The sequence below is a fragment of the Kosakonia sp. CCTCC M2018092 genome, from assembly GCF_003864115.1.
In the GTDB taxonomy this organism is placed as follows: domain Bacteria; phylum Pseudomonadota; class Gammaproteobacteria; order Enterobacterales; family Enterobacteriaceae; genus Kosakonia; species Kosakonia cowanii.
The window spans coordinates 675,025-700,734 of record NZ_CP034225.1; the positions used below are offsets into that span (position 1 = coordinate 675,025).

Genomic DNA, 25,710 nt, shown 5'->3' on the forward strand with positions numbered 1-25,710 from the left:
CGTGAACTATCTCTACTCTGCCGCAGATGCGGTTACCCTCGATGAGCAGCAACTGGGCGGCAAAGCAGCCAACCTGTTGTGGCTCACTTCCCACGGCTATCCGGTACCGAACTGGTGGGTGATCCCCGCCAGCGCAATGGATGAGATGCTGCGCTGCGATGCAAAAGCCGCGCAGTTGATGGCGCAACTCTCACCCTTGATGCCCGCAGATCAGATTGAAACCCTTGCCGGGAAAATCAGCGCGCGCCTCGCCCGCCTTACGCTGCCGGAACCGCTGATGCAGGCGCTCGAAGCCCTTAGCGACGAGAAGCTTTGGGCGGTGCGATCCTCCTGCAGCGACGAGGACGCCCGCCAGGCCTCATTCGCCGGGCAGATGGACAGCTTTCTGTTTCAGCGCGGCCTGCAGCAACTGGTTGATGCAGTAAAAGGGGTGATGATGTCGACATGGAGCGCGCGCGCCATGGCCTATCGCCTGCGCCAGGGGCTGGCGTTAAGCGCAATCCACTGTTCGGTCATTATTCAGGAGATGGTCGAAGGCGAGGCGTCAGGCGTCCTGTTTACCGCGCACCCGGTCAGCGGTTCGCGCCGGACGATGCTTATCTCCGCCGCCTGGGGTTGCGGGGAGGGCATTGTCTCCGGGCAGTGCAACACCGACGAGTTTAGCGTTCCGCTAGAGGGCAATGGCTTCACACAGTCCCTCAGCCAGAAAACCAACGCCGTAGTTTTTGACCGCAAGCGCGGCACCGGCACCCGGGAGGTGGAGCTTGAGGCCGACCAGGCGGCGGCACCCGCACTGACGGCGGCGCAGATCCTCGCCCTGCGTGATATGGGCGCCGCCATCGCCCGTGCGCTGCGCGCGCCGCAGGATATTGAGTGGACGCTTAAAGATAATCATCTCTACCTGCTGCAAACCCGCCCCATCACCCATCTGCCGAAAGATAGCGGCTGCGCGAGCGAGACGCTGATCTGTGACAACGCCAATATTCAGGAGTCTTACTGCGGGGTGACGACGCCGCTCACCTTCTCCTTTGCCCGCGCCGCTTACGCCACGGTGTATGAGCAAACCCTGCAACTGGTGGGCTGCCCTGCCAGCGAGCGCGACCAGCGCCGGGACATCACTGACAATATGCTCAGCCTGGTGCGCGGGCGGGTCTATTACAACATCCAGAACTGGTATCGCGCCCTGCTGCTGCTGCCCTCGTTCAGGATGAATAAGAGTGATATGGAAGCGATGATGGGGCTGGAGGAGCCGGTTGACACCATCAAGGATAAGCAGCTTTCGACGCGTGAAAAGGTCGCCGCGCTGCCAGCAATGCTAAAAATGGGCGCGCGGCTCGCCTGGGCGCTCTTCTCCCTGCAACCCCGTATCCGCGAATTTTTGCGAAACTACTCCCTCGTGCACGCCTTCGTCGATCGCGATAATCTCCACACCCTCTCCCCGGCGGAGCTTATCGGTCGGCTCAAATACCTTGATCAACACCTGCTGACGCGCTGGACCGCGCCGATTGTGAATGACTTTTACGTTGCCCGTTACAACGGCAAAGTGCAGGCGGTGCTGCGCGAACTCTGGCCCGATGAGCATCAGCAAATGAGCGGCGATCTGCTGGCGGACGAGGGGCAACTTATCAGCACGGAGCCGACCCGGCATCTGCAGGCGCTGAGCCAGTATGCCCGCCAACGCCCACAGCTGGCGGCGCTGATTCTGAGCGATACCAGCGCCCATCTGCTTATCCGTCTGCAAGCGCTGGATGGGCATTTCTACCAGCAGTGTCTCGACTACATCGAACGCTACGGCGATCGCACCATTGGCGAGCTGAAGCTGGAGACCATCACGCTACGCCAGGATCCCCGTTTTCTGTTTAACGTGCTGCGTAACTACCTGAACGCCGAAACCGTGAAAGAGAAGCCGACGGATACGCTGCGGGCCGAAGCGGAAGAGAGGGTCTTCTCCCGGTTGCAGCAAACGCGCGGCAAGCGCGCGCTGACACGTTTTAAACGCGATCTCGGCAGGCTGAAACGTGCGATCCACCACCGCGAAACGATGCGCTTCACCCGCACGAAAATGTTCGCCCTCTACCGCGACATCTATCTCCAGCTGGGGCACCAACTGGCGCTGGAAGGCGTGCTGGAGAGCGACAGGGATATCTTCTGGCTGACCCGGGAGGAGATCTACCAGGGACTGGAGGGAACGGCAGTGCAGACGGGCTTAACCACGCTTATCGCGCAGCGGCGCGCCGAATATGCGGGCTACCAGGAGGAAGAGGAGCCGGCGAACCGCCTCTCTCTTACCCAGACGCTGTACCAGCAGCAGACGCTGCACGCTGCGCAGCAGCCGACGGCGGATATGGCACACCTGCAAGGCACCGGCTGTTACCCCGGTACGGTAGAAGCGCCGGTGAGCCTGGTACTCTCGCCGGAGAAAGCAGCCAACCTGGCCGGCACCATCCTCTGTACCGTGCGCACCGATCCAGGCTGGGCACCGCTCTTTCCCGGCCTGAGCGGATTGATTGTTGAGCGCGGATCGACGCTGTCGCACTCCGCCATTGTCGCCCGCGAGATGGGCATTCCGGCTATTGTTGGCGTCCCCGGCGTGACCCGCCAGCTTCAGCAGGGCGAGGTGATCCGCATGGATGGCGCGAGCGGGCAGATTATGCGCGGCACAGAGAGAGCGGGAGTGGAAAATGAACCGACCGTTGATTGAACAGGAGTGGCAGGCAGGCGATACGCTGGATAAGGGCTTTCTGGCGATTGCACCCCACATCTATGCCCATGATCCTTTCTGGCCCGGCGAAGATGAGGCCGTGATGACGCGTCAGTTCAGCGCCGCCAACCCCTTTATGCAGCAGGGACGCGTCTGGACCGGCTACATCCGCGACTGCGCGCGCTTAGCGGGCTTCGCCACCCTCAACGCCGCCGGGGAAACGGTGGTGAACTTTGGTTTCTGGGAAACCATCAATAACCGCATTCCCAACCATCGCCTGTTTCGCGCCCTGATGCGCTGGGCGAAAGCGCAGGGCGCATCGCGGCTTATCGGCCCGATTAATTTCAGCACCTTAGGCAAATTTCGCCTGCGGCTCGACACCCCGACCAGCGCGCCGTTTGCCGGTGAGCCCTATAACCCGCCCTGGTATCAACACCTGCTTGGACAGATGGGGTTTCAGCCGCTGGCGAGCTACTTCTCAATGTTTGATGAGGCTGACGTGGTGCGCCAGCTATCCCTTCCCGCAGAGGATATCGGGCGCTGGCGCACCGCTGATTTTTCCCTTCAGCCGCTGACCCCTACACTCTGGCAGACGCACCGGCATGAGCTTTATGCGCTCATCACCCGACACTTTGCGAACAATATCGGCTGGACGGCAGGGAGCGAGGCGCTCTTCGACTGGCACTTTAACGCCAATACGCTGCAACCCTATTGTCAGGCACCCGGCTCCTGTCTCGCCTTCAGCCCGCAGGGCGATGTTGCCGGGCTGCTGTTTACGCTGGCGGATAAGCGCCAGCGGACCGGGATCTTCAAAACCATCATGATTGTGCCGCGCTACCGCCGCTCTCTGCTCTACGCCACGCTGTTGCGCCGCTTTCTCTTCAGTTTCGATACCCAGTGGACGCGCCTCGGCGCGGCGCTGCTCAACTGGAAAGGGCCGACAACCGCCACCGCGCTGCGCGCCTGTTGCAGCCCGAATAAGGTTTTTCACCACTATGGACTCTACTACAGGGATGTGCGCCATGAACTTCTGTGACAATTTGCTGCAACAGCCTCCTTCGCTGCCCGCGCTCAGCGCCGGGCATGAAACTCTCACCTATGCCCAGCTTGTTTCCCGCGCGGCGGTGTATCAACGCAGGCTGGAGCGCAGCGGCTTGCATGCGGGCCAGCGCGTACTGCTGATGATGAGCCCGGGGATGGAGTTTTACCTGCTGCTCTACGCGATGCTGGGGATCGGGCTGATTCCGGTGCTGGTACAGAGAGATATGCTGCGCCAGCAGTTGCGCAGCTGCCTGAAACAGGCGCGTCTGAACGCGATGATCGTGGCGCAGAACGCCGGGAAGGGCTGGTATCTGCTGCCGGAGCTGTGGATGATTCGCCGCTTCACGATCGATACGCCGCGGCTCTTTACCGCCCCTTTAGCGCAGGCGGAGGGCGTTAACACCGCTTTTCGCGTAGAAAATCTTGATGATGAGGCGACCGCGCTGCTGACCTTCACCAGCGGTTCGACGGGCACACCAAAAGGCGTGGTGCGCTCCCACCACTCGCTGCTGGCGCAGTGTCAGGCGATGAGCCACTTCTTTGCGCACCGCCAGCAGCGGGATGTGACCTCCTTTCCGATCCTGACGCTGTTCAGCCATTTTCATGCGGGCTGCTGCTATCTGCTGCCCGGTTTTGATGCGCAGGGCCGCCTGCCGGTGCAGATGATTGCCGGGGCGATTAACGCTCAACAGATAACGCGCCTGAGCGTCTCGCCCGCCTGGCTAAGAGAGCTTGTCGCCTATGCCGAACTCCAGCAGTGCAGCTTTCCGGCGGTAAGGGAGGTGATTATTGGCGGCGCGCCTGTTACCCGGTCGCTGTTGCTTGCTGCCCGCAGCTATTTCCCAAAAGCCGCCTGCGCGGTCAACTATGGCGCGTCAGAGGCCGATCCCATCAGCAATGTTGACGTCGACGAGCTTCTCGAAGCCTGGGATCGGCACCCTGGCTATCTTGTCGGGCGAGTGGGGCCGCAAACCGCGATTATGATCGCGCGCGAGCGGGTTCCTCAGCCTGCGGGGGAGGAGGGGGAGATTCTGGTCTGCGGGCCGCAGGTGCTGACCGGCTATCTCAATAACCCGCAGGCCGATCAGCGCACGAAAATCCGCGATTCGGAGGGGCGCATCTGGCACCGCACCGGAGACAGCGGTTTTCTCGACGCGCAGCAGCGTCTCTGGTTAACGGGCAGGATCGCCGACCAGCTGCGCACGCCGTCGGGCTTAACGCTCTTGCCCTATCCCGTGGAAAAGCAGCTTAATGGCCTGCAGGGGATCGCTGCCAGTGCGGTGGTGCAGGGGCCGCAGGGGGAGATTTGCGTGGTGCTGCAACAGGCGGCGCAGTGCCGCACCGCAGCACCATTGCTGGCAACCCTCTTTCCCGACGAGACGGTCCGCTTCTGGCTCTGTGCGAAGCTGCCCGTCGATGCGCGCCACCACAGCCGGATCGACCGCGCGCGGCTGCGTTGCCTGGTCGCACAGCGAAAACTGAAAGCGTTTTTTCCGGAGGTGCAAGGATGAACTACCCCTTTATCTGCCGTCTGTCGCTGCCGGATTACCTGACGCTGACGGGCATGGTTACCGCCCTCGGCGGGATCTGTGCCGCGTTATCCGGCGCTGTCTGGCTCAGCATCAGCCTGCTTTATCTCGCGATGCTGGCCGATGCGCTGGATGGCAAACTGGCGCGCTGGCTCGGCTGTGAACGCCCCTTTGGTCGCTATCTTGACGGCTTTTGCGATCTGCTGCTCTACCTGGTGGCACCCGCGCTGATTTTTTATCTCAGCGGCTATCGCGGCGGCAGCGCCTTTTTTCTTGCCCTGATGGTGGTGTGCGGCGCGCTTCGCCTCTCCCGATTTAACGAAAGCGGCAATATCACCCACAATGCCGCACTTGCTTATCTGGGCATGCCGGTCTTCTGGAGCCTGTTTATCCTTAGCGGCTGGGCGCTGCTGGCGCTCGTTTTGCCGCCCCGGCTCTGCGCCTGGCTGCTGAGCGTGGCTTTAACGCTGTTTAGCCTGGCGATGCTCCTCGACCGCCCCTTCCTGAAGTTCTCCTCACTGATGACGCTGGTTACGCTCTGCCTTAGCGGCGCGGCGCTGTTCGGCGCGCTGCATCTCGGAGGCGCGCATGGATAGCTCCTCCCTGTGGGCGCTCTGGCAACTGCTGCTGCCGGTGTTTATTGCCGGCTGCGTGCATATGGCGGTGGTGACCTGCAACGCGCTGCCCGGGCTTGCGGTGCCGCTCAATGCGCGTCTGTTTGGTGGCAACAAGACCTGGCGCGGCATGGTGGTGGTGCCGCTTATCAGCATGCTGGTGGCATCGCTCTGTCTGGCAAATGAGATGGCGAACCCGTGGCTGCTGGGCGCGGCGACGGGGCTGGGGTATATGCTGGGTGAGTTGCCAAATTCGGCGCTGAAAAGGGCGCTTGGGGTTGCGCCGGGCACGCTGCCCGCGCGCGGCCGGTGGCTGTTTCTCTTTCTCGACCAGGCGGACTCCGGCATCGGTGTGGCGCTGACATGTGGCTGGCTGCTGGCGCTGGATGCGCGCCAGGTTCTGCTTCTGCTGGCGCTCTTTATTCTCAGCGTGCCGGCCATCAAGTTAACGCTCTTTTCACTCGGCCTTAAAAAGAGCCGCTTCTGATGCAGAGATAAAAAAAACCGCCCAGCAGGCGGTTTTTTATTCCACGGAAACTTACTTCTCTTGGGCTATCCAGTCGCGGATCAGCGGCCCGGCATGCTGTAACGCCTGTGGGCTGAACATACCGTCATGGCTACAGGGCAGGGTGTGGGTAGCGATTCTCCCCTCGACAAAGGGTGCCCACAGCTGCGCATCGAAATCCTCTTCGCCGTCGCGGCGCGTGGCCGCGCGCAGGAAGAGGATATCCCCCTGAAAGCGCGACGGTGTGAACGTGGCCAGCAGGCGCGGTGCCTCGCGAAACTCCGCAAGGATACGCTCAAACACCACCGGCTCCATCACCGCCAGCGGATGCTCCTGCGCCACTAAACGGCAGCGCAGCGCCTCGACGGTGAGCTCGCTCTCCTCGGGCACGCTGCCGGTTAAGGCTTCAAAGAGCGCTGAAAGGCTCTCGCTGTCCTGCCGCTCCCTTTCGCGATAGCGCTCGCCGAGCGGGTAGCCATCAAGCAGGATCAGGGCGCTGACAACCTCCCCGGCCTGCTGCAACAGGGTGGCGATTTCATGGGCCAGATGGCAGCCAAACGACCAGCCGAGCAGGGCATAAGGGCCGTGTGGCTGCACCTTTATCATCTCCGCGAGATAACTTTTTGCCAGTGCGTTAACCGAGGATAACGACTCCCCGCTGCTCAACCGGCGCGCCTGCAGGCCAAACAGCGGCTGCGCGTCGCCAAGCCAGGGAATAAGCCCGGCGTAGGACCAGCTCAACCCGCCGCCGGGCGGCAGGCAGAAGAGGGGCGTTTTCTCCCCGCGCGGTTGCAGAGGCAGCATCACATCCAGCACATTGCTGCGGTGGTTGCTCTCCAGTCGCTGCGCCAGCAGCGCTACCGTCGGGTACTCAAACAGATCGCGCAGCGTCAGTTTCACCTGCCACGTTTTGTCGATAGCGTTAATCAGCCGTGCCGCCAGTAACGAGTGGCCGCCAAGGGCAAAAAAGCCGCTGTCGACGGTAATGGTTTCCAGATTGAGCAGTTCGCAAAAACGTTCAGCCAGCCAGCTTTCCCGCTCGTTTTGCGGTGCGCGCCCCGGCTCAATATGGAAATCGGGCTTCGGCAACCCGGCGAGTGCCAGCTTACCGTTGGCGTTAAGCGGCAGCGCCGCCAGCGGCACAATTGCCGCAGGCACCATAAAGTCCGGCAGCCGCTCGCGCGCGAACTGTTGCAGCGCCGCGCTGAGATCCGCCTCCTGCGCGGAGGGCACGATATAGGCGACAAGCTGCTTATTGCCGCTGCGATCCTCAAGTGCCACCACCGCCGCTTGCTGAACCGCAGCGTGCTGTTTCAACACCATCTCCACTTCGCCGGGTTCAATGCGGAAACCGCGAATTTTCACCTGCTGATCGCGGCGGCTGACAAAACAGAGCGCGCCATCGCGCCGCCATTTGACGATATCGCCGGTGCGGTACATCCGGCTTCCCGCGGGACCAAAGGGATCGGCGACAAAGTGTGCTGCGCTCAGCGTCGGGTGGTTGATATAGCCGCGCGCCACTCCGCGCCCGGCGATATACAGCTCCGCCGCTACGCCCGGCGGCACCGGCTGAAGATGGCTATCAAGCACGTAGAGGCGGGTGTTATCGAACGCTCTGCCAATCGGCACATCAAGATAGGGCGCATCGGCCTGAGTGATGGGGTAGTCCGTCGCATAGGTGGTGATCTCCGTCGGGCCATAAATATTCAGCAGTTCGAGATGCGGCCAGCGCTCGCGCACGGCCTGAACCGCGCTGGCGGAGATCTTCTCCCCGCCGGTATAAACGCGGCGTAAGCCTGCGAGACAGTCGCTCGCCTCCTCGGCGATCAGGCGGAACAGCCCGGAGGTTAAAAAGGCGGTTGTAACCTCACCCGCAACAATCGTGTCGGCAAGCAGGGGCAGATCCAGCGTCTCGCCGGGAACGATCACAGCATGGTGACCATTGAGCAGCGTCCCCCAAAGCTCCCAGGTGGAAGCGTCAAAGGCATAGGCCGAGTGCAGCAGAATGCGCTGGCCGCTCTCCGCTTGCCAGCGGCGGTCGCGGGCCAACGCCAGCACGTTATCCTGGGTGGTAGCAATGCCTTTCGGTTTGCCGGTCGAGCCGGAGGTAAACATCACATAGGCAAGATGGTGCGGCGTTACCGTTGTTGCAACCTCCGCCGCCGTGGCGTGGGTTGCCGAGTCATCGACGATAAGCCGCGCTATGCCCGGCGGCAGCGCAGCCTGGCTATGGCTCTCATCCAAAAGCACGATGCGCAGATCCAGCTCATCAATACAATGTTGCCAGCGTTCAGCGGGATCGCTTGCCCGCAGCGGCACATAGAAACCGCCCGCTTTTACCACCGCGAGCAGGGCAATCACCAGCGAAAGGGAGCGTGTCATCAACACCGCCACGCCCTGCCCGGTGTGCAGGCCCTGTTGTTGCAGACGCCGGGCGAGAGCGTTAGCGCAGGCATCCAGCTGCTGGTAGCTCAGTTGCTCGTTCCCGCAACTGGCGGCGATACGCTGCGGCGTGGCGGCGACCTGGCGGGCAAACTGTGCGGCGAGGGTAACCGGCGGCACATCGCAACGGGTTTCATTCCACTCCTCGAGCATCTCGTTACGCTGCTGGTCGCTGAGCAGCGGCAGCGTCATCACCGCGCTATCTGGCGCCTCAACCATGCCCTGCAACAGGTGAATAAAGTAGTCCGCCAGCGCAGCGATGGTCTGCCCATCAAAGCGATCGACCGGGTAGTCAATTTGCACCTCCAGCGCGCTAACGTCGCCGCGCTCGTCGTGGACCTGCTCAACGTTGAAGGTCAAGTCGAACTTGGTGGTCACCAGCCCGACCGGCTGCGGCAAAAGCGTCAGATCCGCGAACTCAGGCGGCGTGGCGTCATTATTTTGCAGCACCATCATCACCTGGAAGAGCGGATGCCTGCCGCTGACGCGCTCGGGGTTAAGGCTTTTCACCACCCAGTCAAAGGGAACCTCCTGGTTAACCCAGGCGGAGAGCATAAATTCGCGCACCTGGGCCAGCGCCTCCGCCACCGTAGGGTTCGCTGCCAGATCAACGCGCAGGACCAGGGTATTGACGAAGAAGCCGACCAGATCCCGCATCGCCTCATCTGAACGCCCGGCAATGGCGGTGCCGAGCGTAATATCCTCCCCGGCCCCCATTCTGCCAAAGAGGATCGCGGCGGCGGTTTGCAGCACCATAAAGGGTGTCGCCCCCTCATGGCGCGCCAGCTGGGTAATCTGCTGATAGAGCTTCTCATCAATGCGTAACCTGACCTGCTCGCCAACATAACTGGTTGCGGCCGTCGGATGACGATCGGCGGGCAGCGTCATCGCTTCCGGCACGCCGGAGAGGGCTTCACGCCAGAATGCGAGTTGCTGTGCGGCGGTTTCGCTCTGGCTCTCAATGTCGCCCAGCCTCTCGCGTTGCCAGAGGGCGTAATCGGCATACTGCACCGGCAGCGGCGTCCACTCGGGGGCTTGCATGGCGCAGCGCGCGGTGTAGGCGCAGGCGAGATCGCGAAACAGCGGTGCCAGCGAGCCGCCATCGCAGGCGATATGGTGGATAACCAGCAGCAGCACATGCTCCCGGGTTTGTGTGAGATGGAACAGGCTGGCGCGCAGCGGGATCTCGCAGGCCAGATCAAACGGGTAGACGGCGGCGCGATTAAGGGCGTCGGTCAGCGACGAGGTGGCGATATCGCTCACCTCGAACGGCACCTCGAGCGCATCGGCGGCGAGGATCTCCTGCCAGGGCTGCCCCTGATGGAGCGGGTAGCGCGTGCGCAGGATCTCATGGCGCGCAACCACATCCCGCACGGCTTCACGCAGCGCGGTGTCGTTCAGCGCTCCCTGCAAACGGATGGCGAGCGGCATGTTATAGGCCGCATGGTTGTTATCGAGGTTTTTCAAAAGCCACATGCGCTGCTGGGCAAAAGAGAGCGGCAGCCTGGCGCTGCGCGGCTGTGGGCAGAGAGGTTCTGCAGGCCGGTTTCCCTGTTTCGCCAGTTGCCCGGCAAGCTGCGCGACCGTTGGATAGTCAAACAGCGTGCGGATCGGCACCTCAACCTCCAGCGCGCGGGTGATACGGCTCACCAGACGCATCGCCAGCAGCGAATGGCCGCCGAGGGCAAAGAAGTCGTCATCAATGCCGGGGGCGTCTGACTGCAACACTTCGGCAAACAGCCCCAGCAGAATCTCCTCCTGCAGGGTGCGCGGCGCGCGTCGTTCGCCTCTGTTTACCAGGTCGGGGCGCGGCAGGGCGCGCTTATCCAGCTTGCCGTTGAGGGTCAGCGGGAACTGTTCGATCTGCATAATCGCCGTCGGCACCATATACCCCGGCAGTTTTGCCGCGGCCAGGCTGCGCAGCGCGGTAATATCGAGCGACGCATGCGAGTCGGCGGTGACGTAAGCCACCAGCTGCGGCTGAGTGTCGGCATCAAGCAGCACCACTTCTGCATGGGTAACCTGCGGCGCGCTTCGCAGAACGGCGGCAATTTCGCCCAGCTCAATACGAAAACCGCGCAGTTTCACCTGCTGATCCGCGCGCCCCAGGTAGTGCAGGTCTCCCTCTGCGCTCCTGATGGCGATATCGCCGGAGCGATACATGCGAGAGCCCGGCGCACCCCAGGGATCGGCAACAAAGCGTTGGCTGGAGAGTTCGACCCGGTTCAGATAGCCGCGCGCCAGCCCGGCACCGCTGATATACATTTCGCCCTCAACGCCCGGCGGCACCGGACGCAGCGCATCATCCAGCAGATGGATATGCAGATCGGGGATCGCGATGCCAATAAGGCTGCCCGTGGCCTCGCGCGCCCGCGCCGCGGTTAACGGCTGATAGCTCACATGCACGGTAGTTTCCGTGATGCCGTACATATTGATAAGTTCCGGCGCACTTTCCGGGTGGCGCTGATACCAGCGCTCAAGTTGGCTGAGATCCAGCGCTTCGCCGCCGAATATCACCTTGCGCAGCGCCAGCGGCAGTTCGTTGTGCCCGAGGGCGCGCTCGGCTTCAATCAGCTGATAAAAAGCCGACGGCGTCTGGTTGAGGATGGTCACTTTTTTATCGCTTAACAGCCGCAAAAAGGCCTGCGGATCGCGGCTGACCATAAACGGCACCACCACCAGCTCGCCACCATAGAGCAATGCGCCCCATATTTCCCAGACCGAGAAGTCGAACGAGCAGGAGTGAAACAGCGTCCAGATATCGTGGCGCGAGAAGTTAAACCACGCCTCTGTTGCGGCGAAAAGACGCAGCACATTGCTGTGCGGGATCATCACCCCCTTCGGGTTGCCGGTGGAGCCGGAGGTGTAAATGATATAGGCGAGATTGTGCGCGTGCACCGGGCGTAGCCGCTCGCTTGGCTTAAGATCCACGCCGCTCTGTTGCGCCAGCCGCTGCTGGCTTTCGGCGCTATCAAGGAGCAGCAGCTGCGATCCGTCAAACAACTCCGCGTACTCCTGCATTGATACGATCAGCGCTGGCCTGGCGTCGGAAAGAATATAGGCCAGCCGCTCCGGTGGGTTATGCACATCCAGCGGCAGCCAGGCCGCGCCTGCTTTCAGCACCGCAAGAATAGCCACCAGCGTCTCGAAAGTGCGCGGCAGCGCCAGCGCCACAATATCTTCACTGCCGATGCCGCAGTTCACCAGATGACGGGCAAGTTGATTGGCCCGCTGGTTCAGCTCGGCGTAGCGCAGCACGTTATCGCCAAGCGAGAGGGCAATGGCATCCGGATATTGCGCGGCACGTTGTTCAAACACCTCATGCAGCGTGGTTTGCGTGCGCTCATCGAACGATGTCGGCACGGGAAGCAGCGCCTGCGCCTCCTGCGGCAGTAACAGCGAAGCATGGCCGATAAGGCTCTCAGGGCGGTCGATCATTGTGTAAAGCAGATGCAGGAAACGGTCTGCCAGCCTTTCAACCTCTTCATCAGGAAAAATATCGGCCAGCGCGCTAAAGCGCAGCGCGAGCGATTCGCCGGGGACGGCGATAAGCCCCAGCGGATAGTGAGAGGCATCGCCGCCGCGGTGCGAGTCGAGTGAAACCGTTAATTTTTCGCTCATTTCGGCGCTTGCGCTGTGCGGATAGTTCTCAAATACCATCAGCGTATCAAACAGCGCCTCGCCACCGGCGTCAGCCTGAATGGTGGTGAGATCGAGATACTGGCTGTCAAGCAGGCGCGTCTGCTCTGCCTGTAGCCGTTGCAGCAGCGTGGCGAAACTCTCCTCCATGCGCCAGCTGAGGCGAAGCGGCAGCGTATTGATCAGTAACCCGACCATCCTTTCGACGCCGCTAAGCTCCGCCGGTCTGCCGGAAACGGTAATGCCGAATACAACGTCGCAGCGCCCGGTAAGCGCGCCAAGCAGTATGCCCCAGGCACACTGCAACAGCGTATTGACCGTCACGCCAAGCTCGCGGGCGCAGCGGTTAAGCTGCCGGGTACGGTCGGCATCCACCGTTCTGTGGAGCAGGTGCGGCTGCAAATTGTCGGTGGTGCGCCCTTTGGCGAGATGGGTGGGCGCTTCCAGGCCGCGCAATGCTTCGCGCCAGGCATCGCGCATCTTCTCGGTGTCACGCCCGGCAAGCCAATACAAATAGTCGCGATAGGGCACGGCTGGCGGCAGCGGCTCCGCGAGGTATAAACGAAACAGCTCATCCAGCAGAACCGGAATCGACCAGCCATCCAGCAACAGGTGGTGATTGGTAAAGATCAGCTTATGCTGCGTCGGCGAGCACTTCACCAGGGTAAAGCGCAGCAGCGGCGGCGTGTCGTCGGCGAAGCGGGTGTTGTAGTCCGTTTCCAGCAGCGCACCATAAGCCGACGCCTGCTGAGGCGTGGACAGGATACTTAAATCCACCTCCTGCCAGGGGAGCGGCAGGCCGGAGAGGATCAGCTGAACCGGCGTGTCGACCTCTTCATACTCAAACCCGGCGCAGAGATGGGGATGGCGCGCCAGCAACTGCCCGATGGCCTGTTTGAGCCTGGCGACATCCAGCTCCCCCTCAAGCTGATAAACCTGCTGCACCTGATAGGCATCGCTGCCGCGCGTATCAAGCAGCATATGGAACAGCAGACCTTTCTGTAACGGGGATAACGGCAGTATCTCTTTAATATCCATACTCATTTTTTCTTCTTCCATTTTGCCTGAAGTTTTGACAGCCCCGCTTGTTGCAGCGCGACCAGGGGCACATCTGAAGGGGTGAAACCGCCGATAGCGTCGACTTGCGTAAGCTGCGACAGCGCTTTCAGCCAGCTAAACCACCCGGTAGCCAGGCGGCTGACCCGATCTTCAGCGTAAAGCTCAGTAGCCCAGCTCCAGTTCGCCACCAGCACCGGGCCGTTTGCCCGTGCTTCCACCACGGCATTGAGTGAGAGAGCATGAGGCAGCGCGAAGCTGTGGTGCGCGCGGGTATCAAGCTGGTGGGCTTCAGCCGCAAGCTGCCAGTCGCGCGCCTCTTCGACGCTGAGGCGGCCCAGATAGTTAAAGCCGATTTGCGGCTGTGGCAGCGCGGCAAGCTGCGGGCGCGTTTGCGGGTTGAGGTAGCGCAGCAGGCCATAACCGAGCCCGTTGCCCGGCACCTGGCGCAGCTGCTCTTTAACGTTCTTCAGCGCGCTACCGAGCGAGTGGGGATTGGTTAACTGCGCGCGACCCGGAGCAAGACGCACCGGATAGAGCGTGGTAAACCAGCCCACGGTGTGCGACAGCGCGGTGCCCGCTAACTCTTCGCGCCCGTGTCCTTCAACATCCAGCAGCACATCCGTTTGCCCATCCTCGCGCCATGCCGTGATGGCCAGCGCAAAGGCGCAGAGCAGCACATCGTTGATACCGGCGTGAAAACGCGCTGGCAGAGTGGCCAGCAGAGGCTGGGTAAATTCGCTGCCAAGCTCCATCTGCAAAGAGGCGCTGGTGGCGAGTGTGTCGCGCGCGCCTGCCAGAGGCCGTGCGGTTAACAGAGTGTCCGGCTGGCTGAGCACGCCCTGCCAGTGCGCCAACTCATCGCCACGGCGTTGCGCCTCCTGCTCAAGGCGCAGCGCCCAGGCGCGAAAGGAGATGCCCGCGTCCGTCAGCCGTGCGTTTTTCCCCGTAGCGCGGGCGCGCCAGAGGGCGAGCAGATCCGAAGCGAGTATCCGCCAGGAGACGCCATCCACCACCAGGTGATGTAACACCAGCATCAGCTGACCCGGTTCTCCACACGCGGCGCGGAACCAGACGGCCTGCACCATCTTGCCGCGTGCAGGATCGAGCCGCTGTTTCGCCCGGCGACACGCCTCCTGAATCTGCTGCTGCCGCTGCTCAGGTGAGAGGGATTGATGATCGATAATCTCCAGCATCTCACTCTCGTCTTCAGCGGGCGGCACAGAGAGATGGATCTCGCCGCTGGCCTCGCGGCGGGCGGTTAAGCGCAGCGCATCGTGGTGCCGGAACAGTTCGGCGAGTATCTCGCGCAGGGCCTGGGCATCCAGTTCTGCGGGCGTTTGCAGCAGCGTCGCCTGGCAGAAAGCGTTGATATCGCCGGGGTTCTCCATCAGCCAGTGCATAATCGGCGTCGCGGGCAGATCGCCGATGGCGGCAATCTGCGGGGCGGTATCCTGCTCTGCAACGGCGGTCATAATGCCAGCCAGCCCGGCGACCGATTTATGCTCAAACACATCGCGCGGGGTGAAAAGCCAGCCCGCCTGACGGGCGCGCGCCACCAGCTGTATTGCCGTGATGCTGTCGCCGCCCAGCTCAAAGAAGCTCGTCGTGCGGTCGACCTCCGCCAGGTTGAGCAGCTCGGCGAACAGCGTGCTGAGCAACTGCTCCTGCGCGTTACTTGGTGGGGTGTGCTGCGCGCGGGCAAACTGCGGTGCAGGCAGCGCCCGGCGGTCGACTTTGCCGTTTGGCGTGACCGGTATGGCCGGTAACAGGACAACGGCCACCGGCACCATATAGTCCGGCAGAAAGTCGCGTAAAAAGTCGCGGATCTCCCCGCCCTGCGCCTGCTCATCGCGGGCGACGGCGTAAGCCACCAGCTGGCGCAGACCGGGCTTATCCTCGCGGACAATCACCGTCGCCTGCGTAATCTGCGGGTGTTTTCGCAGCTGTGACTCAATCTCGCCCAGCTCAATACGAAAGCCGCGGATTTTGACCTGGTGATCGACGCGCCCGGCGAACATCAGCTCGCCCTCACGGCTCCAGCTTGCCATATCGCCGGTGCGGTACATCCGGCTGCCCGGCGCGCCAAAGGGGTTGGCGACGAAGCGTTCGGCCGTTAAATCGGGCCGTTTCAGGTAGCCACGCGCCAGGCTTTCACCGGCAATATAGAGCTCGCCTTTTACCCCCGGCGGAACGGGTTGCAGATGCGCGTCCAGCACATAAGCCTGCATATTGAAAATCGGCCTGCCAATCGGCGGCTGGCGATCGGCCTGCAATGGCTGGCTGATGGTGGCGCATACGGTCGATTCGCTTGGTCCATAGGCGTTAATCATCCGCCGCCCGGCGCCCCAGAAGGCAATCAGTTCCGGCGGGCAGGCCTCGCCAGCAACGATGAGGGTTGCCAGTTCGGGCAGCGGTTCGCGCGGCATCACCGCCAGCCCAACCGGCGGCAACGTGGCGTGTGTTACCGCGCGATCGCGCATCAGGGTATAGAGCGGTTTGCCGGGCGTCAGCGCCTCTTTTTCCGCCACAACCAGCGCCGCGCCGCTCAGCAGCGCCATGCTGATATCCCAGAACGAGGCGTCGAAGCTCGGCGAGGCGAACTGCAATATACGGCTTTGCGGCGTGACGTGCAGGCGCTCAACCATGCTGGCGACCAGATGACCAATCCCGCGATGGGTGACGACGACCCCTTTTGGCGTGCCGGTGGAGCCGGAGGTGTAGATGAGGTAGGCGGCGTTATCGCACTGGAGCCTGCGCGGCAGCGTAATCTCTTCGGCGCTGTGGTCGGCAAGCTGCCCGCGCAGGGCTGGGTGGTCAAGGCGCAGCGCGGCATACTCCGGTGCCAGCCGGTCGGCGAATGCCGCCTGGCTTATCACCAGCCCCGGCTGTGCGTGGCTTAACATATACTCCACCCGCTCGGGAGGGTAATCAGGATCGAGAGGCAAATAGGCGGCACCCGTTTTCATCGTGGCAATGATGGTCACGATCAGCGCAACGGATCGCGGCAGCGCGATGGCGACAATTTGCTCTGCGCCAATGCCCCGCGCCAGCATCAGATTCGCCAGGCGGTTTGCCCGCCGATCCAGCTGCGCGTAGGTCAACGTCACCTCGTCGGCAATCAGCGCCGTTGCCTGCGGCGTGGCGCGCACGATAGCTTCAAACTGTTCAGCAAAGGTCGCGGCGGGCACGTCGCGCCCGGTGTTGTTCCACGCCTGCATGATTTCATGCCGCTCAGCGTCGCTGAAGATCGGCAGTTTGCTCACGCGACGCGAGGCATCGGCCGCGATGCCCGCCAGCAGGTGGGTGAAGTAGCCCGCCATGCGCCCGACGGTCGCCTCGTCAAATAGATCCACGGCGTACTCCACCATGCCGCGCAGCCCCTCCGGCGTCTCTTCGAGGTTAAAGGTGAGATCGAATTTCGCCACCGGTAACGACGGCGTGCCGACAACGGTTTCCAGCTTGTCGAACAGCGCGTCACTGCGCGCGACGTTTTGCAGCACCAGCATCACCTGGAAGAGCGGATGCCGCGCCAGCGAACGGGCAGGATTTAACGCCTCGACCAGGCTCTCGAACGGGATATCCTGGTGCTCCCAGGCCGCCAGCGCGCGCTCGCGAACGCGCTCAAGCAGCGTTATGAAGGTCGGATCGCCGCTGAGATCGGTCCGCATCACCAGGGTATTGATAAAAAAGCCGACCAGCGGTTCGAGCGCCTCATCGCTACGCCCCTCGATCGCCGTGCCGAGCGGGATATCATCGCCCGCGCCGCAGCGGCAAAGCAGCACCGCCAGCGCGGCCTGTAACACCATAAACAGGCTGGCGTTATGCTGGCGTGCCAGCGCCCCTAATGCTGCGGTTGTCGGGGCATCAATGGCGAAGTGGCACTGTTTCCCCACATAGCTGGCGCGCAGCGGACGCGGCCGGTCAGTGGGCAACTGAAGCTCGTCGGGCAGGTCATGCAGCGTATTGCGCCACCAGGCCAGCTGGCGGTTAAAGAGGCTGTTGCTCTCCTCCGGCGCGCCGAGCAGCGCCTGTTGCCACAGCGTGTAATCGGCATATTGCACCGCAAGCGGTGTCCAGGCGGGTACCCGATCCTGCGTGCGGGCGTTATAAGCCTCTGCCAGATCGCGCAGCAGCGGGGCAATCGAGCCGCCATCGCTGGCGATATGGTGCATCAGGATAAGCAACAGATGGTGGTCGTCATCCACCTTAAACAGCCAGGCGCGACAGGGATCTTCCTGCGCCAGATCGAAGGTGTATTGTGCCGCGGTCTGCACGGCGTGGGACAGATCGTAGGCAGAAACCGTGAGCAGAGTCAGCGGGCAGCAGGCCATCGAGGTCGGGGTGATCCTCTGGCAAACCGTCCCATCGTCAAGCTGATGAAAGCGCGTGCGCAGGCTTTCATGGCGCAGCACGATATCGTCGAGCGCCGTCATCAGAGCGGAAACGACGATATCTCCCCGTAAGGTGAGCGTGACGGGCATGTTATAGGTGAATTTACCCTGCTCAATGCGGTCGATCATCCACAGGCGGCGCTGCGGTGAAGAGAGCGGCAGAAGCGGTGGCCGCTCGCCCTGGCACAGGCGCGGTCGCGTCGGCTGGCTGCTCTGCAACCGCCCGGCAAACAGCGCTACCGTCGGTGCTTCAAACAGGTCGCGGATCGCCGGATTGAGGTTGAGCGCCCGGCGAATTTTGCTCACCAGGCGGGAGGCCATCAGCGAGTGACCGCCGAGGGCAAAGAAGTCATCGTCAATGCCCACCTCCGGCACGCCTAATACCGCGGCGAAGAGCGTACAGAGGGTGCGCTCAAGATCATTGCGCGGCGCACGGTGCGCGGTGCTGGCAAAGTGCGGCGCGGGCAGGGCGCGCTGATCGACTTTGCCATTCGCCGTCAGAGGGAAGTGCTCAAGCGGGATGATCATCGCTGGCACCATAAAGTCCGGCAGTTGCGCGCCCAGCGCCTGGCGCAGCGCATCGGCATCGCAGCTTTCGCCAGGTTTTGCCGTTACCCACGCAATAAGCTGCCTGCTTCCCGGGCTGCTCTCCCGGGTGCTCACCAGCGCCTGAGCCACCGTTGCCTGCTTCTGCAAAGCCGCTTCCACTTCAGCCAGCTCAATGCGGAAGCCACGAATTTTGACCTGCTGATCGCCACGGTTCAGGTACTCCAGCACGCCATCCTCGCGCCAGCGCACCTGGTCGCCGGAGCGGTACATACGCGCGCCGTGGGCGGAGAAGGGGTTAGCAACAAAATGCGCCGCGGTCAGGCAGGAGTTGCGGTGATATCCGCGCGCCAGCCCAATCCCGGCAATATAGAGCTCACCGGGCATGCCGACCGGCACCGGGTTGAGGTAAGCATCAAGGACATAAAGCTGCATATTGTCGAGCGGCGTGCCGACAGGTACCGACACCCCCTCCGGGATCTGCGCCATGGGCCATGTGGTGGCGAAGGTGGTGGTTTCCGTCGGCCCGTAGCCGTTCATCATCACAAGCGTAGGGTTGCGCGTCATCACCTCGCGAATCGCGTGTGTGGAGAGCACATCGCCGCCCGCAATCAGTAAACGTACGCCCTTCATCGCCTCAGGATGCACCTCCGCCATCAGGTGAAACAGCCCGGCGGTGAGCCACAGCGCGGTGATCTTTTCATCGATAATGCTCTGCGCCAGCGTATCGATATCCAGCTCGCCCGGCGGCGCGACGATAACGCTCCCGCCGCACAGCAACGGCACCCACAGCTCATAAGTTGAGGCATCAAAGGCTGACGGAGAGTGCAGCAGCACGCGCTTGTGATCCTCTGCCCGCCAGCGGCGATCCAGCGCCAGCGCCGCCACGCTCTGCTGTTCGACCGCAATCCCTTTTGGCTTCCCGGTTGAGCCGGAGGTGAACATGATATAGGCGAGGCTGCCGGGCGCGGAGAGAAGCGGCGGGTTGCTTAGCGGCCAGTCGCCCTCAGGCTCCTCACTGATAAGCACGACGTTGTCGACCGTGGGCAGCGGCAGGGTGGCATCGGCCAGCAGTAGCGTTGCGCCAGCCTCGTTCACGATCAACTGCTGGCGCTCCAGCGGATCGGTAATGCGCAGCGGCAGGTAAGCACCGCCAGCCTTGATGACGGCGAGTACGGCAATAACTTCGTTAATCGAGTGCTGCATCAGTAGGCCCGCGCAGAACGGCGCGCCCTCGGTTTGCGCCATCAGGCGGTGCGCAAGCCGGTTTGCTGCCTCATTGAGGTGGCGATAGCTCAGCGTTTTCTCGCCCTCTTTCACCGCGATGGCGTCGGGCGAACGCTCTACCTGCGTTTCAAACAGCCCGGCCAGCGACAGCGGCGGCAAGGTAACCTCCGTTGCGTTCCAGCGCTTAAGCAGGGTTTCACGCTGTGCGGCGCTTAACAGCGGGATCTGCGCAAGGTGCGCTTCAGGGCGCTGCGCAATAGCTTCAATAACCCGGATTAACTGTTCAGCAAAGCCCGCAACCGTGGAGCCCTCATAGAGGGCGGTGGCATATTCAATATGCCCGCTCAGACGCTGCTGCGCGTCATCCACATCAAAATGAAACAGCAGATCGAATTTGGCGGTGGTGGTCGGAAGCTGACGCTGCGTCACCGCCACCTGCGGGAAGGTGACCGCCTGTGGCCACGGCGTATCAACTACCATCATCACCTGAAAGAGCGGGTGGCGGGCTAAGGTACGGTCGGGAGCCAGCGCCTCGACGATCTGCTCAAAAGGGAGATCCTGATGCTGGTTGGCTTCCAGCACCGCCGATTTCGCCTGGGCAACGATAGCGTTTAGCGTCGGGTTGCCTCCCATATCCGTTCGCAGCACCGCCGTGTTGGCGAAATAACCGATCAGCGGCAGCAGGGCGGCGTCGCTGCGGGCAAAGAGCGGCGTGCCGATCACGATATCGTCGCCCGCGCCTAGACGGTGCAGCAGCGTTGCCAGCGCCGCATGAAGCAGCATAAACAGGCTGACGCCCATCTCATCGCCCCGTTTTTTCAGGCGCGATAACAGCTCACTGGGCAGCGCGAAGTCGACGCGATCGCCGCGGTAATCCGCCTGCGCGGGGCGAGGCCGATCGGCGGGCAGCGTCACCTCTTCCGGCACGTCCGCCAGCTGTTGACGCCAGTAATCCAGCTGCTGGCTATGGCGCGCGTTAGCGCCGGGCGCTTCGCTCAGCAACGCGCGCTGCCAGAGTGCATAATCGGCGTACTGGACGGTCAGCGGCGGCAGCTGCGGGCGTTGCCCTGCGGCACGCGCCTGCCAGCAAAGACGCAAATCCTCCAGCAGCGGCAGCAGGGAGCCGCCGTCCCCTGCGGTATGGTGAATAAGCAGCAGCAGAACATGTTGCTCCTCTGCCAGCTGATAAAGCCAGGCTTTGACCGGCAGTTCGCTATCCAGCGCAAAGAGATGCTGGCACTCCATTACCAGCTGCTCTTCAAGACGCTCGGGCGAGATGGCGAGAGTCGGCAGTGCAAAATCGACGTCGTGGGCAGGGATGATCTGCTGGCAGGGCATCTCTTCCTGCTGTGTTAACAGGGTGCGCAGGCTCTCATGGCGGGCGATAACGTCAGAGAGCGCCTGCTCCAGCACCGCCGCATCCAGCGGGCCGCTCAGGGTCAGCGCCAGCGGCATATTGTAGGCGCTGCTGGGGGCGATTTGCTGCTGCAACCACAAGCGCTGCTGGGCAAACGACATCGGTAGCTGCGCCGGGCGTGGTTGCGCGACCAGCGCAGGGCGTACTGCCTGGCCGTGCGTCATGGCTATCTGCTCGCTCAGTCCGGCAACGGTCGGGGCATCAAACAGGGTTTTCAGCGACAGCTCCACGCCGAAGCGCTGGCGCAGGCGGCTCAGTAATTGCAGCGCTAACAGCGAGTGCCCGCCGAGGCTAAAAAAGTTGTCATCAATACCGGGCGGATCGATAGCCAGGCACTCGGCAAACAGCTGGCACAGCTCCCGCTGCTGCGCCGTGGCTGGCGGTACCGGGGCGAGAGAGGTAAAGGTTGGTTGCGGCAGCGCCCGGCGGTCGATTTTGCCATTCGCCGTCAGGGGGAAATGCGCCAGCACCACTACCAACGCGGGCACCATATAGTCAGGCAGTTTTTGCGCGGATGCCGCACGCAGCGCTTCCGGCGTACAGGCTGCATCATCGTGCGCCACCACGTATGCCACCAGCCGTTTCTGCCCGCTCTCTTTCTCCTCATGGGCGACGACCAGCGCCTGTTTTACCTCGGGGAGGGCGTTAAGCGCGTTTTCAATCTCCCCGAGTTCAATGCGATAACCGCGGATCTTGACCTGATTGTCCACCCGTCCAAGGAAAACGACCGTCTGCTCTTCACTCCAGCAGGCCATATCGCCGGTGCGATACATCCGTTTACCCTCCTCATCAAAGGGGCTGGCAACAAAGCGCTCGCTGGTTAAATCTGCGCGGTTGAGGTAGCCGAGCGCCAGCCCGTCACCGGCGATATAGAGTTCGCCAGGCTGCCCAACCGGCACCGGTTTCAGGGCGGCATCAAGAATATGGATGCGGGTATTAAAGAGCGGTTTACCGATAACCGATGGCGAGGGTTGCGCGGCGGACAGCTCGCTCAGGGTCGACCAGATGGTGGTTTCGGTGGGGCCATAAAGCTGAATGACGCGCTCAGAGAGGGCGATCATATGCTCTGCGAGCGGTGTGGGTAGCGCATCGCCGCCGACCAGCGCCGTCAGGCCAGCGAGCGAATCGGGTTGATAGGCCACTAACCCATGCCACAGCGCGGGGGTGCCCTGCATATGCGTGATCTGATTTTCAGCGATCGCCTGCGCCAGCAGACGCGGGTCACGCGCGCACTCCCGTGAGGCGATGATGACCGACGCGCCGGTTATTAGCGGCAATAAAAGCTCCAGCGCGGCGATATCAAAACTGAGGGTGGTCACGGCTAACAGCCGATGCTGCGCCGTCAGCTGCACCGTGTGCTGCATGGCGGTGAGGAAGTTGGTTAACGCGCCGTGGGAGACCAGTACCCCTTTTGGCGCACCGGTGGAGCCGGAGGTAAAGAGCACATACGCCGGTTGCTGCGGCTGCGGCAACGTGGTTGGGTTATCGTCATTCTGTGCGGCAATGGCCGCGAGCGCCGCGTCACTGTCGATCTGCTGCTGGCGGTAACCCGGAATTACTCCCGCGGTTTGCGTTGAGGAGAGGATCAGTTTTGGTTGGGCGGTGGCGAGAATATGTTGCAGGCGCGCCGCAGGGTGATCGGCATCAAGCGGCAGATAAACGGCCTGCGCCTTGGCGACCGCCAGCATGGCAATCACCATATCCACCGTGCGCGGCAGGAGTAGCGCGACGCTGTCGCCAGGACGCACGCCCTGATCCTGTAAATAGTGGCTAAGCCGGTTCGCCTGGCGATTAAGCTGGCTGTAGCTCAGTTGAGTGTGGCGATCGTCAAGCGCAGGCGCGTGCGGCGTGCTTCTGGCCTGGCGTTCAAACAGCGCGGCAAAGGAGAGGGGCGGCACGGGCACGCAGGTATCATTAGCGCGGGCAAAAAGCTGCTCCTCTTCTGCACTCAGCAGCGAGGGTGCGCCAATCGCGGCATGCGGATGGGCGATTAAGGCGCTAAACAGCGCCAGCATGCGCTGGTGATGAACGGATAAGCTCTCCGGGCTGTAGAGGGCGCTATTGGCATCAAAGCCGACGACCAGCGTGTGTTCGTCGCCGTAACCAAAGAAGAAGATCGCCAGATCGTCAACCGGCCCGTTGCTGGTATTCACCGGGAAGGTTTTCGCGCCGTTGAACGCCAGATCGTCGCCAAATAACTCGACGTTGATGGTGGTGTGGTAGAGCGGGCGGTCGAGTTTTAGATCGCGGGTCAACGCTTCCTGGGGATACTGCTGGTGGCGTAACGCGGACATCATCTCTTTTGCGACCAGGCTCAGCACATCATCAAGGGTCAGCGCAGGTGAAAGCGGCAGGCGCATCGGCATGATGTTGGACATCATCGCGGGCGTGGTGCGCTGCACACGGCCGACGCGCGCCGCCATCGGTAGCCCAATCACTACCTCCTGCTGGCCCGTCATGCGGTAGAGGTAAACAGCGGCTAACGCCGTAAGCAGCTGCGGGAGCGTGCAGCCTGCGGCTTCGGCATGGCGATTCAGGGCTTGATGCAGCGCTAAATCGATATTGTTGCGCTGGCGGATGATCGGCGCATCCGGCGCGCTGCGGCCAGCAAGGCTTGTTGGCGCTGGCGTATCCTGAAAGCGCGCCATCCAGTATTCGCGATCGCGGGTGAAGCGGTTTGAGTTTCTGTAGGCGGTATCTTCGGCAAGCAAGTCGCGAAAGTTGCCGAACGGCGTGGGCGCGACGGGTTTATCCAGCACCAGCGCATTGTAGATATCGACCGTGCGACGAAGGATCAGCGAAGCGCCAAAACCGTCAAGCAGGATGTGGTGGCAGCAGTGGTAATAGAGATATTTTTCCGGGCTGAGCTTGATGAGAAAAAAGGTAAATGCGTTTCCTTCTGTCAGGGAGAAGTGTTGATTTGTCTGCTCGCTCATAAAGGCCAGTGCGGCTTCCCAGGCATCCGGGCGCGCACTGAAATCGTAAAAGGCAGCATCATAATTATCGATGGCGGGCAGTTGCTGCTTTACCGTGTTGTCTGTTTGATAAAACCGGCCGTGCATGGTTTCGGCTTCAGCGATCATTTTCCTGACCGCCGCTTTAAATAATATTGGGCTTACTTCGCCATCAATAATCAAATATTCACTAATGGTATTGTTTCCCGGATTCAGGGCGACTTCATTCGCTAACCACATTCCCATTTGTGCGGATGTTAAAGCGACGTACTCCTTGTCTATTAGCGCGGACATAAGCAGAACCTCAATATTAGAAAGCGGCAGGGGATAAGAGTAATTGGCACAACTACATGTTTTGCAGGCTTTTTGGCTTAATGTCGTGCCAGTTCTCCTCAATATAGTGCAGGCACTCAGCCCGGCTTGCTGGCCCAAATACTGGCTCCCAGCCATCCGGCACCGGAATAAACTCGGGCCATAATGAGTGTTGGTTTTCCTGATTCACTAACACGATGAATATAAGGTTCTCATTTTCGAAGGGGTTGCTCATCTATTTTTCCTTTTCATAGGGAGAGGCTTTTTTTTCTATAGAAAACTCTCTTTTAAAGCAATCGAGATAGTTTTGCTTTTGCGTTTTTAAGAATTTGAACGCCCGAAATAAACGGCGTAAAAATATTTTTATCTATGCGCAATTATAAGTGGTGGGGTATTTGAAGTTGCTGGTGAATATTATTTTGTTAGTTGATATGTAATTGCCGTGAATTAATAGCAGTTAAAAAAGAAGAAATAAGAGAGGCAAGGCGTGGTGTAAAAAAGGTTATTGCCAGCCTCACGTGATTTAACAGCATGCTGGCAAAATCATGGTTATCGCTGCTGATCCCTCAGGCAATAAGCGTGATGAGATGATCCTCTGCGAGGGAGTAGTAACCCGTCAGCCGACTCCCCGTCGTTCTCTCCGCCGCCAGGGTTTGCGTCAGTTCAAGGGTGATGCGCTGCGTCGTTGTATCAATTTCGCAAACCCGTGCGGCATCAAAGTCAAAAAAACGCCGCACTTCGGGGTAGAGGGCTTTAAACAGGCTCTCTTTGGCGGAGAAAGCGATCAGTAGCGCACTCTCATAAGGAAGCGGGCAGCCTGCGAGCAGCGCTTGCTCCTGCGCTGAGGTGAACATATCAACGGTTTCACGCATGGCTTCGGGTGCCAGCATTTCAATATCCACGCCTGGCGTCAGGCCTGCGCCGCTGGGTGCGATAACGGCTATCGCCCGGTCATGGGTATGGGAAAGGCTGCCGCACCAGCCCGCAGGCCAGATGGGCGCACGATCCGCCGCCGAGCCAACGCTGGCGTCGCAGCCGTGGTGCGCAAGCAGCAGCTTTGCACCGTAGCGCGCCGCCAGATACTCCGCCCGGCGCTTCACGCCCGCCGCATGCAGGCGCGGGGGAAACGGGATCGCGTAGTGGGTAAACAGCTCGTCCTGCCAGGCGTGGCGATCAAAACAGAGCTGGCAGTAGGCGAGCCCCGGAATAGCCGCTATCGTGCCCATCTCAAGATGAGGGATAAAAGGCGGCAGTGCGTGATGGGTCAATGGAGTTAACATGTCGCTCACTATCAACAGGTAAAAAAAACCGCCATGACGGCGGTTTTATCAAC

9 protein-coding genes are annotated in these 25,710 nt (G+C 61.5%); 5 read left to right on the forward strand and 4 right to left on the reverse strand.

Features of this window, described 5'->3' with window-relative positions; all coding sequences use genetic code 11:
* The first annotated feature begins 1 nt into the window (after position 1).
* From EH164_RS03270 to EH164_RS03290, 5 genes are read left to right on the forward strand one after another with little or no spacing between them, the layout of a single operon-like run.
* Entirely contained in the window at positions 2–2,701 is a 2,700-nt protein-coding gene (locus tag EH164_RS03270; RefSeq protein ID WP_124967274.1) for a phosphoenolpyruvate synthase, read from the forward strand.
* A complete protein-coding gene (locus tag EH164_RS03275; protein ID WP_124967275.1) occupies positions 2,682–3,737 on the forward strand; it encodes a hypothetical protein in 1,056 nt (351 codons plus the stop codon). The genes EH164_RS03270 and EH164_RS03275 overlap by 20 nt, the downstream gene beginning before the upstream one ends.
* Entirely contained in the window at positions 3,724–5,253 is a 1,530-nt protein-coding gene (locus EH164_RS03280; RefSeq protein WP_164483595.1) for an AMP-binding protein, read from the forward strand. Before EH164_RS03275 ends, EH164_RS03280 begins: the two co-directional genes overlap by 14 nt.
* Positions 5,250–5,867 carry a phosphatidylcholine/phosphatidylserine synthase gene (locus EH164_RS03285; RefSeq protein WP_124967277.1) on the forward strand — a complete coding sequence of 206 codons (618 nt, stop codon included), beginning with the start codon at positions 5,250–5,252 and terminating at the stop codon, positions 5,865–5,867. The genes EH164_RS03280 and EH164_RS03285 overlap by 4 nt, the downstream gene beginning before the upstream one ends.
* A complete protein-coding gene (locus EH164_RS03290) occupies positions 5,860–6,372 on the forward strand; it encodes a hypothetical protein (protein WP_124967278.1) in 513 nt (170 codons plus the stop codon). Before EH164_RS03285 ends, EH164_RS03290 begins: the two co-directional genes overlap by 8 nt.
* Positions 6,373–6,423: 51 nt before the next feature.
* On the opposite strand, the gene EH164_RS03295 is transcribed toward EH164_RS03290, so the two are convergent.
* The 4 genes from EH164_RS03295 to EH164_RS03310 all read right to left on the reverse strand — a co-directional run bounded on the left by EH164_RS03295 (position 6,424) and on the right by EH164_RS03310 (position 25,657).
* The gene (locus EH164_RS03295; protein ID WP_164483596.1) at positions 6,424–13,515 is read right to left on the reverse strand and encodes an amino acid adenylation domain-containing protein; all 7,092 of its coding nucleotides are present in this window, start codon (positions 13,513–13,515) and stop codon (positions 6,424–6,426) included.
* A complete protein-coding gene (locus tag EH164_RS03300) occupies positions 13,512–24,359 on the reverse strand; it encodes an amino acid adenylation domain-containing protein (RefSeq protein WP_370276978.1) in 10,848 nt (3,615 codons plus the stop codon). Before EH164_RS03300 ends, EH164_RS03295 begins: the two co-directional genes overlap by 4 nt.
* A 52-nt stretch (positions 24,360–24,411) precedes the next feature.
* Positions 24,412–24,612, reverse strand: coding sequence for an MbtH family protein (locus EH164_RS03305; protein ID WP_124967281.1), 201 nt, complete (start codon positions 24,610–24,612; stop codon positions 24,412–24,414).
* Positions 24,613–24,943: 331 nt separating this feature from the next.
* Positions 24,944–25,657 (reverse strand): 4'-phosphopantetheinyl transferase, encoded by a 714-nt coding sequence (locus EH164_RS03310; RefSeq protein WP_124967282.1) that lies wholly within the window; start codon positions 25,655–25,657, stop codon positions 24,944–24,946.
* Between the last annotated feature and the right edge of the window lie 53 nt (positions 25,658–25,710).